Raw genomic sequence first — 14510 nt, forward strand, 5'->3', positions numbered from 1 at the left:
CAAAAGGAAAGGAAACATTTATGAAAAAGACAAGTAATTGATTACTTTTTAAACAAGGTTTAAAAGGTATATTCAAATTTAAAATTCAATTTGTTATCATTTTAATTCTTTCTTTTTTATCAATTTTTATTTTAACAACCTCTATTTCTTTGAGAGATAGATTAAACCATACTTACAACGAAGTTGTAAAAAGTGTTGATAAGTTTGATTATGAATATAATGATGAATTTTTTGGTAAATCTGGTGGAATTACATCAAATAGTGTTTCACAAAATCCAATGATAATGTTTATTGACCCAGAATCATATTCAACAATTAATGGAAGTTCTAAAACTTTTAATATTTCTTTTAATGAAATATATGGTGGTAAAACTTTTATAACTGAATCATTTTTGGACCAAAAAATGAAAAACACATATGAGAAAAGCGATTGAAATCTTTTAACTAGTAAAGATTTCATGGTAAAAACAAGAAACATATTATTAAATTATTTTTATCGTGACTTAGTTGGAGCCTTAAATGGAAAAGAAACAGAAAGCTCTATTAATTTAGAAAAAACACCTATTTTTGCTTATGCTTCAACTTTAAACAAAGATGAAATAAAGTCTGATTATGAAGTTATTCAAGGATATCAATCGATACAAACCATTGATATGTACAAAATTAAGCAAAAAGATTTATTTTATTTTTCAACAATAGCATTTAGTAGTATTGGTGCATATATTTCAGAAATTAATAATACATATAACTTAAATTCAGCAAAACCAGGCCACCTTGCTGATGTAACATATGAAATAATTACAGGTAATAGTTTAAGAGAAACTCCTATTAATACTAATTTAATTGTTAATGATCAAAATAAATATTCTCTTAGAGTGAATAATTCAACAAATAGTGATGCTTTAATAAATATTTCTTCAAACTCAGCACATGATATTGAAAATGCTATAAAAGAAAATGGTTTAAAAGGTATAACTACGCCAACATTTGTTCAAAATAATAACAAAAATAATAAAATTATAAATCTTAATTCATTTAAATTGCAATCAGCTGCAAATGGCGATGATTGATCTGCTAGGCTGAATGCATTTGACTCTACTAAAATTGATGAAAATTTATTTAATAATTTAATGAATAAATCTAATTATGATTGAATTTTAGAAGGTAAGAATTATGCAAAAATGGATGATGAAGTTGCTAATATACTATCTTTTACATATAAAATGCAATCTGATATTGCAGCGGTTGCTTCAAATGTAGAAACAGAATTTAGAAAAGAATTTTCAGTATTTGATAATTCTTCACAAATTGAGTATAAGACTATTGTTTTAGACGAAATGAAGCATTCAAACTTAAAAATATTAAATCCCGATAAGGGAGGAAGAATGCCAATTACAAAGGGTGAAATATTAATTTCTGAACAATTTGCTAGAGCCAGAAAAATACCTTTGTTTTCAGATTTAAAAGTAGGAGCTCAAAACTTTACTGTTGTTGGTTATGCTACAGATACATTTTCATATTATCCTGTTGTAAATGATGATTTACCAATACCACAACCCAAAAATACAGGAATTATTTATGCATCAGTAGATACATTAAAATCATTGTGAGAAGATGCTCCATCTTCAAATAGAGAAAAAATTAGTAAAACATCTGTAAAAAGATTTGTTTGAACAAATGAAAAATCAGACATGAATTTATTTAATTATTTATTTTCTCCATCTCAAAAAGCAAAAACATTTAGTGAATCTGTATACAGATTCTCTTGAGACTTACAGCCTCAAGTTGTATTAGCTTATAGTTTATTCACAATCATAATATCATTAATAATAGGTATAATAGCTTTATCTGGTTTATTGATATCACTTAAAAAATCAATCAAAGCAAACACAAAACAAATAGGTATTTTAAAAGCGTTAGGTGTAGAACCACATAATATTGCTTTATCTTACATAGCACAATCAGTAATTATCGCTGTATTTATTATTCCATTAAGTTGAGGTATAGGATTATTAGTTCAATCTGGTTTTGTACATTTATTTATTCCATATTTTAGTATTCAATTGTATCAAATTCAGGTTTCTGTTTTACCACTTATTTTGGGATTCATATTTTTTGGTTTCTTGTCTGTAATGGTTTCATTCTTAGTTGCATGAAGATTAACAAATAAACCTGTTATTGAAATTTTAAGAGTTGAAGAAACTAAAAAAACTCATTCTTGAATTTTAAATAAAATGAAAAATACAATTTTCAGCAAATCTAAATTTACTTTGAAATTTAGTATAACTTTAGCTTCAACAAATAGAAGAAATATATATTTAATGACAATAGTTATTTTCATAACATCATTTTTAGTTTCAATAGGATTTACTATTCCAGCAACTGTAAGAACAGCTCAATCTGCATATTATAAAAATGTTGAATATTCAAATAGTTATAATTATGTTGAAAACGTTTCTAACGCCCCATTATCTAAAGGCACAATAAGTTATTCAAAGGATCCTAATGTAATAGACAAAGATTATACTAAACATGGTGAAATCTATTCATATTCAAATCCTTCAAATTACTTTGAATCAACATATGATTCATCCCCAATTTCTAAGTACTTGTATAATGGAATGAACGCTAATAATAAACCTGTATTTTCAAATACAGTTAAGTATTTAGTTTCTGATTCAGCCAACATGCCATCAAATAGTGAAGGTGAAACTGAGGCTAAAACAGGATTATTCCAAATTATTACAGAACAATTTGGTAATAACTTTGCTAATGGAATAGGTTCTCAATTTTCAATTGGAACTATTGAACAAATTTTTGGTCTTTTATCAAGTTCACTTTATGATGCAACTACGCTAAACCCTGAAACAAATATTGCTCAAGAAACATATTTAAATGACGCTTTAGTTCAAAAAAAATATGATGTTATTACTAAGAACTTAACTCAAGCTATACCAATGATATTAGGAAGCATATTAGGTTCAAGTACTACTGGTGATGAAAAAGATTGAAAAGAACAAATATTATCAGTTATATCATCAGCAGCCCCAGCATTTGTTCAAAGTTATATTCAAGATCCTTCAAGAGTCCAACAATATGGATTTGGATATGGTGTTAAAAAAATCTTTAAAGACAGTGAAACATTTGCAACAAATATTCAAGTTTCAAATAATAAAAATAATATTAAACTAACTGGTTTAGAACAAAATCAAAAAGCATTTACAATAAATGAAAATTTAAAAAATAAACTTTTTGTAAGTGAAGAAACTTTAGAAAAAATTAATAATGTCTTCAATGGTACAAAATATGATTCTGATATTGAAGAAAACGGCTTTAAATATTATGACCATGAAACTAACACAATAAACGTGCCAATTTTACCTAATAAACAAGCTTTAAATTTATATGAATTAAATAAAAATAACACAATTGATGATATTTTTACAAAACAACAACAAATTTTATTCGAACATAAAAATGGAGATAACACAACATATGATGTTCTGCCAAAAGAAGCATGAATATATGATGATTCTGATTTTATTAATTCAAATTACTTCAATAATTCTTTTGGTAAAGATAGTGAAAAAGCTAAAACTATAATAAATGATAGAACAGGTACATATCAAACAGATAAAAATTACCTAAGTTTATATGATTTAGATAATAATAAATTCACATACAAATATTTATACGATGAAACAAATAAACTTCAAAAGGATAGTTATTTATTTAATGATTTTGCTGTTAAAAATAATGAAGGAGTTTCATATGTTAGACCATATTATGAATTCTCAAATATTAAATTATTCCTGCCTAAGGCATTATTAAATGAAGAAGAAAAAAATGGAATAAATAAATGAGCAAATTTTAACAAAAAAAATGGTGTAAATCCTGCAGGATACTTTGAAGACAATATTTCATCAAATAATATTCCATCAGCTACTAAAAAAGCATGAGAATCAATTTATGGAACTGAAGCTAGTTCTAAAGGCTACATAATGATAAAACCTTATTCATTAGAGTACAGTTTATCTAAAGAAGAATCAATTAACAGAGGTTTAGCAAACATAGTAGAAGGACAACCTTTATGATTTCTTGATGCAATGAGAGCAAACTTATTTAAACAAGAAATAACTCAAGTTAAATATACAAATACTGATTTAAAAGTTAATTTAAAATCAGTTGGAAGTCTTGATTCATATAACGGAAGTTTAACAATTGTTGATCAGGGATTAGCTAACTTAATTGGAAATTTCTCAATCAGTAAAAAATACGATGTTAACTATAATTTCTTTGAACCAGAGATTGTTTATAAAGCAGGACAAACCATTAATGCTAATGGTGTAGCATTTACATCTAGTTATGATAAATATAAATTACATAACGAAAGTGAAGATTTATATGTTTCAGATTATACAAAAATGTTAAATAATGGTGCTGATTCACTTAATTACACACAGATGATGTGAAACAACGCTAAATTTTCTAATATTGATGAAGCAGTTGATCTAACAACTGGATTCCTTCAAACAACACAAGAAAATAATGGTATTTTACTTTTATCACAAATTCCAATAGGTAATATATCTAAAGAAGATTTAAGATTACAAGTAGCTGATCAAAAACTATTAAGCATTGAAAAAGACTTGATTGCACAAATTTCTCAATTAGCAATTTCAGTTGCAATGTTAATTATTGTAAGTGTTATTATAACGTCTTCATTATTAATTATATTAATCGGAGATATTTATATAACACATTATGAAAGATTTATGATTTTAATGAAATCATTTGGTTACTCAAATTGAAAAGTTCAGAAATACTCGTTTGGAACTGTAACTATTTTATCTATTATTGGATGAATATTAGCTACATTATTAGCATGTGGATTGATAGCATTAATTATGTTCATGCTTAAAATGACAGGATTTGCTGTTCCATTCATTATTTCTTGGTGACCATTTGTAGCCAGTTTAGCTGTTGTTTCTATTTCTTATTTTGGAAGTTTAATTTTAATTTCTAGAAAAGTAAGAAAAGGAGATCCAGCAGGTCTATTGATGGAAACTCACGAATAGGAGAAGTTATGAAAAAAGTAGCAATTATTTTACATGAAAATTTTGAAGAATCAGAAGCTATTGTAACAATAGATATATTAAGAAGATCTGAAATCATTGTAGATATATACAATATTCAAGAAAAAGATTTTCAAGTAGGTTCTCATAATATAACTGTAAAAACAGAATATAAGATTGAATCATTGAATTCAGATAATTACGATGGAATCGTTATACCTGGAGGACCTGGGATAAATAATTTATTTGATAATGAAATATTATTAAATTTAATAAGAGATTTTAATAGTAGTAATAAATTGATTAGTGCCATATGTGCTGCGCCACAAATCTTAGGTCAAGCTGGAGTTATTGATGGCATTAAAATTGTAAAATTCCCTACTTCTAATAAATACTTAGAAAAAGCTTTTGTTCAAGAAAAAGATAGTATTATAGACAAAAATATTGTTACTGGTTCAAGTATTGGAACAGTAGTCCCATTTGCGTTAAATATAATAGAATATCTACAAGGAAAAGAACAAAAAGAGAAAATTAAACAACAACTTGTAATTATTTAACAAAATCACCTTACTAATACAGTGAGGTGATTTTTTTGAAGATAGTAAGACAAACCTCATATCAAGATTGTGGTGTAGCTTGCATAGCGATGATGATAAATCATTTTTATAAGTACGAAATAGATTTACAACAAGTTAAAAATTACTTATCAATTCATGATGATGAACTAAGTTTTTATGACATTATTGATTTAGCTAGTAATTTTTATTTAAAAGGAGACGCATTTAAAGTAGATCAAGATTTTTTAGAATTAAAAAATAAAGTCCCTTTTTTAGCACAAGTAGTTAATCCTGATGGACTATTGCATTTTGTTATAGTAGAAAGGATTTTGCAAAATGATTTAATTATATTTGATCCTAGTAAAGAAAAAAAGATAAAGCAAGGTTTACCTGAATTTTTAAAAAGTTTTAATGACAATGTAATAATTTTCAAATCTAATATTAAAGAATTTAATAAGGACTTTAAATTTAATTTTAAAAAGTTTTTAAATATTTTTAATTTTGATTTTATTCTTTACTTAATAATAAATTTAATATCAACAATTTTATTTATTTTAGATACACAATTTTTGAAGATGTTTTCAAACTCATTATCTGAAAAAACACAAGACTTTTTGATTTACTTATTTCCACTAATAATTTTACTATTCAATATTCTATTCAAGAATATATCAATTCATATCATTAATATTAATTATAAAAAAAGAAAATATTCTTTATTGAAAAAATTTTCAAATCTAATTGAAACTACAAATTCAGAAGATTTATTTTATTTATATCAAGAAATAAAATGAGTATGTCAATATGAAAACTACAGTTTAAAAAGCAGCGTTTCATCACTTATTTCTGAAATGGTAAGTCTAATTTTTATTTATTTTATTATTAAAGAGCTGTTTTTAATAATACTTATATCTGACATTATTTATATATTTGTAAATATTTGTATAAACAATTTTGTTAAAAAAGATAATTTAAGTTCTGATAAGGAATGATTTAATTTTTTAAGTAATATACAACACATAAAAAATATTTGTGCTGAATATGATGTATTAAATGAACTTATTAAACTAGAAGAAAAAGACAAATTAGCTAATTCAACACTTAATTGAATTGAAGTTTGAGATAAAGTTGGATTAATATTAATTTATATAATTAGTTGGTCTTTATTAAAAAATGGTAATTTAGAATTTTCATTTTTCTTTATAATTTTGTTATTTAAAAACTTTAGCAGAGTTAATATTTTTAATTTGGGTCAAACCATAATCTGAATAAAAAAATATAAAATAGCGATTATTAAATTTGAAAAGATTTTTATTGAAAATAATTACATTAACTTTAATGAAGATATAAACAATATTGAAATTTCAAGCACAGAAGAAAAAATAAAATTAATTAAAGGGCTAAACATAATAAATTCAAAAATTGATTTAGGTAATATAAATAAAACTAAAAATGATACAAATGTTAACGTCTACATAAATAATAAAAATATTAGTAATTTAAAAACATCTGATTTACGTAAACACATTTATTATTCAAAAAATTTTCAAATTAAATTTGGAACAATTTTTCAAAATATAACTTCATCAAATAACCAAGGCATAAATATTTTTACTATTAAAGAAATTAATGACCTTTTAAATAAATATTCAATTAAAATAACTAAACTAGTTAAGCCAGAAACTAATACTCAACTTGAAAAAGAAATAATTAAATTATTAAATGTGTTTTACATTAATAAAAAAGTAATATTGATTAAAAATGATTTTCAAATAATAAGTTTTGATGAAATAAAGTCCATTTTAGCTATCTTTACTAAATTAAGTAATGATAAATTTTTGATTTTGTCTTAAAATTAATATAATAAAGTAAAAAAAGGATAAGAATGATAAATATTGATTTTATAAATGAAACTGATTTAAAAGTAAAAGAATGAGAAGAATTAGCTATGCAGATAATTAAGTCAGGTTTTAAATATCTGAAACTAAAAAATAAAATAAATTTATCTATTACTTTTTTAGATAGCGAACCAGCTCAAAAATTAAATCAAGAATATAGAAACCATTCTTACATACCTGATGTAACTTCTTTTCCAATAGAAATGTCAGAACAAGAAATAAAAGCTTTGGGTTATCAAGAAATAGGAGACATCTTTATTTGTATTGAAGAAGCTGAAAGAAAAAGTATTAAGTATGAACATTCTTTAAAAGAAGAAATGGGATTTTTATTCACTCATGGTTTTTTACACTTAATGGGCTATGATCACGAAACAAATGAAAAAGATGAAGAAGAAATGTTTTTCATTCAAGATGAGATACTTAAAATAAATAAAATAAATTACACAATTAAATTTACAGAAGAAGATTACAAAGAAATAGAGGACAAAGATGAATAAAATTAAATCAGGATTTATATCTATAGTTGGTAGACCTAATGTTGGTAAATCAACTTTATTAAATAAAATAATAGGTCATAAGATTTCAATCGTTACAAATAAAGCTCAAACAACAAGAAATAATATAAGAGGTATTCTGACAGAAAAAGAATATCAATTAATATTTGTAGATACACCTGGAATACACACATCAAAAAATCAAATTGATAGATTTATGAATTCAAGTGCTATGAGAAGTATGAAAGAAGTAGATGTTGTTGTATTTATGGCACCAGCTGATGAAACAATAGGAAAAAATGATTTATTTATTTTAAATGAATTATCAAAAAAAAATGACATTAAAAAAATACTTGTAATTTCAAAAGCAGACGTTGTTAGCAAAGAAAAACTATTTTTAAAAGCGACTGAATGAAACACATACGAAAAAATCTTTGATGAAATAATTATTACTTCTTCAACAGAAAATATTAATATTGATAAATTAATAGAAACAATAGTTGGTTTTCTACCTGAAACAGGTCATTATTTTTATGATGAAGATTCTATAACAGATCAACCTAATCGTTTTGCAATTAGAGAAATAATAAGAGAAAGTGTACTTTTAAAAGCTGGACAAGAAGTTCCTCACTCAGTTGCTATACTTGTTGATGAACTTGAAGAAACAGAAGATGAAATTAATATTGTTGCATCAATTATTGTTGAAAGAAAATCTCAAAAGGGAATTATTATAGGCCATCAAGGTAAAAAAATAAGTGATATTAAATATAAATCAAGAAAGCAAATAAGAGAGCTTTTCGAAAAAGATGTTAACTTAGAATTATTTGTAAAAGTTCAAGAAAATTGAAGAAACTCTGCAAGTTTAATTAAGAAGATGGGATATGACAAGGATAAATACTAATGAGTGAAATAAAAATAAAAGCTGTTGTTTTAGATTCTTTTAATTATGAAGAAAATGACAAAATAATTACAGTTTACTCTAAAGAATTCGGTAAACTAAGCTTTATTGCGCTTGGAGCAAATAAACCTTCAAGTAAAAACAATTACTCACTTAATTTGTTTTCAGTAGCTAATTTTGAAATATTTAAATCAAGAAAAGCTCAATCTATTTCAAAATTAAAAACGGGAACACTAATAAATGATAATTTTAAAATAACTAAATCATACAATAACTATTTGTTTGCAAGTATTATATCTTCAGTCATTTTGCAAGAAGATTTATTTTACAATAAAGATCCTAAGTGGTTTGACATGCTTCAAGAAGCAATTAAGAACATTAATGACGAAATAAATCCTTTTTCAAATATGGTTTGATTTCTATTTTATTCGTTAAAAAACTTTGGCGGAAATTGAGAACTAAAAAAGTGTTATAGATGTAGTAAACCAAGTAAAATATACAGAAAATTTGATTTAAATAATTTTGGCCTTGTTTGTCCAAACTGTATTTATGAAAATGAAGATGAACAAGACTTTGAATTTATTAAGTATTTACAAAGGATGGATAATAACACATTTTTCACAATACAAAAATTTTCAATAAACGTATCTTATGAAATAATTATCTCTAAATTAATCTTAGGATATTATTTAAATGAATTAGGGATATATTCTTTCCCAATAAAAGAGATTTTAAAAAAAGAAGTATATAATGAAAACACGTTTTGAGAGTACTCTCATAGTGTGTTGACAAACAGTAGTATTTAAAGGTAGAATAATTTATAATTGAAATAGTTTCATTGTCAGCCAATAGCTGACTTTTGTTATTTTTAGATATAGACAATAAAGGAGAAAGATATGGAGAAATTAATTGCCCATTTAAAATCTCAAGGTTTTATTTTTCAGGGATCAGAAATTTATGGAGGACTAGCTAACTCATGAGACTATGGTCCATTAGGAGTAGAAGTTAAAAATAAATTGAAACAAGCTTGATGAAATCATTTTGTTAGAAAAAATACTTACAACATTGGTTTGGATAGTTCAATCATTTTAAATTCAAGTGTTTGAAAAGCGAGTGGTCATATCGATGGTTTCAATGACCCATTAATTGACTGTAAAAAGTGCAACAGTAGATGAAGAGCAGATAAATTAATTGAAGAATTTAATTCTGAAATTAATGCTGGAGTTATGACTGAAAAACAAATGGAAGAATTTATAAAAGAACAAAATATTAAGTGCCCTAAATGTCAAGCATGTGATTTTACACAAATAAGAAAATTTGCATTGATGTTTAAAACTAATCAAGGTGTGCTTGAAGATGAATCATCAAGTGTTTATTTAAGACCTGAAACTGCTCAGGGTATTTTTATTAACTTTAAAAATGCACAAAGATCTTTAAGAAAAAAATTACCATTTGGAATTGGTCAAATTGGTAAATCATTTAGAAATGAAATTACACCAGGTAACTTTATTTTTAGGACTCGTGAATTTGAACAAATGGAATTAGAATTTTTCTTTAATCCATCTGATGAAAAAGATTGATTTTCATATTGATTAAATGAAGTTGAAATATTCTTACAAGACAAAGTTAAAATAAGCAAAGAAAATTATAGAGTTAGAAATCATGAAAAAGATGAACTAGCTCACTATTCAACAGCAACAAGCGACATTGAATTTAAGTTCCCGTTTGGTTGAGGTGAACTATGAGGTGTTGCTCATAGAGGAAGTTTTGATTTAAATGCTCACCAGGAAGCATCTAAACAAGACTTAACTTACTTAGATCCAACAACTAACCAAAAAATCTTACCGCATGTGATAGAACCAAGCGTTGGTGTTGAAAGAATGATGTTAGCTATTCTATGACAAGCTTATCATGAAGAAGATTTAGGTGAGGGAAACTCACGTGTAGTTATGAAATTACCTTACAATTTAGCTCCATATCAAATAGCTGTCATGCCATTGCAAAAGCAACAAAATGATCAAGCTCAAGCTTTGTATAATCAACTTTTAAATAATTTTGATGTTACATATGATGAAACAGGGAATGTTGGAAAAAGATATAGAAGACAAGATGCAATTGGTACGCCTTTTGTGATTACTGTAGACTTCGATACTCCAGAAACAAATTCAGTCACTGTAAGAGAAAGAGATTCAATGGAGCAAGTTCGTATTGATTTAAATGAACTTGAAACATATTTAAAACTTAAATTCTAATTTATATATTGAAAGGAAGTGATGTTCATGTTAATACCAAAAGAAGTTATTGATGATATTATTCAAAAATCGGACATAGTTTCTATTGTTAGTGAAAGAGTAGCACTTTCTAAAAAAGGAAGAAATTTTTGAGGTTTATGTCCTTTTCATCAAGATCAAAATGCATCTATGTCAGTTTCACCTGAAAAAAAGTTTTTCAAATGTTTTTCGTGTCAGGTTTCAGGAACTGTTTTAGATTTTATTAAAGATTTTGATAACATAAGTTTTCAAGAAGCTGTTAAAAAATTAGCAGGATTAATAAATTATGATTTATCTAAATTTGAAAGTAATGCAGCTTTAAAACAAAATCAAGATGCCATTATTTATAAATTAAATGAGGAGTCGTTGGCATTTTTTAAATTAAATTTAAGATCTAATGAAGCAAAACCTGCTGTTAAATATTTACATTCAAGAGATATAACAAATGAAGATATACTTTTTTTTGAAATTGGGTATTTACCAAAAACAAAAAGTTTAGTTGAACATTTAATAAGTAAGGGATACAACATTTCAGATATTGTTGATGCTGGTTTAGGAACTTATAATGAAGAACATCAAAAATTGTATGACATTTTTGTAGATAGAATATTATTTCCTATTAGAAATGAAAATAAGGAATTAATTGGTTTCAGCGGAAGAATAATAGAAACAGATTCTGATAGACCAAAATATTTAAATACAAAAGAGACAAGAGTTTTTTCAAAAAGAAAAATTGCTTATAACTTTAGTGAGGCAATTAGATCCGCACGAATTAAAAAGGAAATAATTGTTCTTGAAGGTTATATGGACGTAATCAGCTTACACAAAAATGGAATTGATAATGCAATTGCATTAATGGGAACTGCTTTATCTCAATATCATATAAATTTGTTTAAAACTATTAAAGGAACTGTAAAAATGTTTTTAGATGGTGATGAACCAGGAATAAAAGGAAATATTGAAGCTTCTCAAACATTAATTTTAAATAATCAAAAAGTTTTGATTGTAAATAATCCTACAAATAATGATCCCGATGAATTAATTAAACAAGGTAAAAAATCAGAACTTGAAAAAATGGTTCTTGAAGCTTTGAACCCACTTCAATATATAATTTCAAAACGTTGACCTAAAGTGGATTCAAAGGACTTTAATTCAGTTGAAGAATTTATGAAGGAAATATGTTCATTTGTTTTAAAATGCAATAACAGTATATTATATGAGACTTCAGTTGAAGAACTTGAAAAAGTTACAGGTTTATCAAAAAATGCAATTATTAGTTTTTACAAAAAAATATCATTAAAACAAAATTCAAATACTTTTAATAAAAAAGTCGGTACGATCGAACAAAATTTTGAAACTAAACCTGAAGATAAAACAGGCGGTAATACAAGCTTCAATATTTTAACTTCTTTAAAAGCATACGAATTAGCTGAAAAAACTATTTTGTTTGACTTAATAAAATCAAACAAGAATTTGGATTTAGTTAAAGAGAAAATCAGAGAAGTTAAATTTCCACATAAAGAATTTGGAAGATTAATATCTAAAATCATTAATTCATATGAAGAAAACATAAATTATAATGAATCTGAAATTAAAGAAATTTTAACTGAAAGTTTTTCAGTGGAAACATTGGAAAAAATTAAATCATTTGAGTTAGATCCCTTAATGTTTAGAATTAAGCCGAATATAAATACATCTAAGTTAATTGAAAATTCATTTGAAAAACTTAAAATGTACTCTAATGAGAAAAAAATAATTGAAATTAACGAAATGCTAAAAGCAGAAAACTTAAGTAAAATTGATCGGGAAAATTTAATGGATATTCTATCCGAAAGAATAAAAAAAAGAGAAGAATGATTAGCAAATTTTAACGATAAAAGTAATTAGTGAAAGAGGTACAAAATGAAAAAATACATGGATAAAAAAGAAATAGCTAAAATTAAGACAATTGAAGATTTTTATGAGTCAACAGTTGAATATGCTAAGCAAAATAATAACGAAATAACAGCTGAAGAAGTTCAAATGAGTTTTAGTAAAATATTTGCAAATGCAACGGATAACGAATATGAAAAATTATTAGAAGATTTACAAGCAAAAGGTATTCAGTTTACAGATTTAGAAGATATTGATATAGATGAAGATATTGATCTTGATGAAGAAGTTGAGGAAGATATAGAAATTACTGATGATGACGCTTATGCTGATGAATTAATTGGTGAAAGAAAAGGACCAGGTAGAAGACCAAAAGATTCTGGAACTACTAAATATAGAGTAGGTTCAATTTCAAATGAAACAAAAATTCAAGATTTAATTAAGACTTATTTTTCAACAATTGGGCAAACAAAAATTTTAACAAAGGACCAAGAAATTGTTTATGCTAAATTAGCTAATTCTGAAGACCCTGAAGAAAGAAAAGAAGGAAGAGATATGTTAATCACTTCTAACTTAAAATTAGTTATTTCAGTTGCTAGAAAACACTTAAATAGAGGATTAGATTTTGCTGATTTAATTGAAGAAGGAAATATTGGATTGATTAAAGCAGTTGATAAGTTTGATTATGAAAAAGGATTTAAATTCTCAACTTATGCAACATGATGAATTCGTCAAGCAATTACAAGAGCTATCGCTGATCAAGCAAGAACAATTAGAATACCTGTGCATATGGTAGAAACAATAAACAAACTTTCAAGAATTGAAAGACAATTAACTCAGGAATTAGGTAGAGAACCTTCATCTAAAGAAGTTGCTGAAAGAATGGGTGGAGATATGACAGCTGAAAAAGTTGTTGAAATTAAAAAAATTGCTGTTGAGCCTGTTAGTTTAGAAAAACCATTTGGTGATGAAGATGATACTCACTTTGGAGATTTTGTTGAAGATAAAGACATGATCTCACCAACAGATTTTACAGAAAAAGAAATTTTAAGAGAAGTTATTGATAAAGTTTTTGAAGACATGCCAGCAAGAGAAGAAAAAGTTATTCGTATGAGATATGGAATAGTTCCAACTAAAGTTAGAACATTAATTAGATTAGCTGAAGAATGTAATGATGAAACTGCTCCAGAGTTAGCAAAAGCAATTAAAAAATTAGATATTCATTTAGAAACACCAGTTGAAAAAATTAGAACTGTTGATAGTAAAATAATTCAAGAACACTTATTAAAATATGAGGCTTCAAAAACTTTAGAAGAAGTTGGAAAAGAATTAAATGTTACAAGAGAAAGAATTAGACAAATTGAAGCTAAAACAATTAGAAAATTAAAACAACCTACTAATACTAATAAATCAGGTAAAGTTTTAAAAGAATTTTACAAAGGCTAA

At 25.4% G+C, this 14510-nt stretch carries 9 protein-coding genes; all 9 read left to right on the plus strand.

Annotation, left to right across the window (positions count from 1 at the left end; all coding sequences use genetic code 4):
- Positions 1-20: 20 nt before the first annotated feature.
- Positions 21-5078: an ABC transporter permease gene (locus tag MCOLE_RS01450; RefSeq protein WP_100670816.1), complete on the plus strand. Its 5058-nt coding sequence runs from the start codon at positions 21-23 to the stop codon at positions 5076-5078.
- Positions 5079-5086: 8 nt separating this feature from the next.
- Positions 5087-5632 carry a DJ-1 family glyoxalase III gene (locus tag MCOLE_RS01455; protein WP_100670818.1) on the plus strand — a complete coding sequence of 182 codons (546 nt, stop codon included), beginning with the start codon at positions 5087-5089 and terminating at the stop codon, positions 5630-5632.
- 35 nt (positions 5633-5667) lie between these two features.
- Entirely contained in the window at positions 5668-7485 is a 1818-nt protein-coding gene (locus MCOLE_RS01460; protein WP_167373849.1) for a cysteine peptidase family C39 domain-containing protein, read from the plus strand.
- Positions 7486-7517: 32 nt separating this feature from the next.
- Complete coding sequence (gene ybeY, locus MCOLE_RS01465; RefSeq protein WP_100670821.1) at positions 7518-8027, plus strand: rRNA maturation RNase YbeY; 510 nt, start codon at positions 7518-7520, stop codon at positions 8025-8027.
- Positions 8020-8925, plus strand: coding sequence for a GTPase Era (gene era, locus MCOLE_RS01470; protein ID WP_100670823.1), 906 nt, complete (start codon positions 8020-8022; stop codon positions 8923-8925). Before ybeY ends, era begins: the two co-directional genes overlap by 8 nt.
- On the plus strand, positions 8925-9728 hold the full coding sequence (gene recO, locus MCOLE_RS01475) for a DNA repair protein RecO (RefSeq protein ID WP_100670825.1): 804 nt from the start codon (positions 8925-8927) through the stop codon (positions 9726-9728). The genes era and recO overlap by 1 nt, the downstream gene beginning before the upstream one ends.
- A gap of 90 nt (positions 9729-9818) precedes the next feature.
- The gene (locus MCOLE_RS01480; protein ID WP_100670827.1) at positions 9819-11174 is read left to right on the plus strand and encodes a glycine--tRNA ligase; all 1356 of its coding nucleotides are present in this window, start codon (positions 9819-9821) and stop codon (positions 11172-11174) included.
- A gap of 27 nt (positions 11175-11201) precedes the next feature.
- Entirely contained in the window at positions 11202-13079 is a 1878-nt protein-coding gene (dnaG, locus tag MCOLE_RS01485) for a DNA primase (RefSeq protein ID WP_164704229.1), read from the plus strand.
- 15 nt (positions 13080-13094) lie between these two features.
- Positions 13095-14510: a sigma-70 family RNA polymerase sigma factor gene (locus MCOLE_RS01490; RefSeq protein ID WP_100670831.1), complete on the plus strand. Its 1416-nt coding sequence runs from the start codon at positions 13095-13097 to the stop codon at positions 14508-14510.

It is taken from the genome of Mesoplasma coleopterae, from assembly GCF_002804245.1.
In the GTDB taxonomy this organism is placed as follows: domain Bacteria; phylum Bacillota_I; class Bacilli_A; order Mycoplasmatales; family Mycoplasmataceae; genus Mesoplasma; species Mesoplasma coleopterae.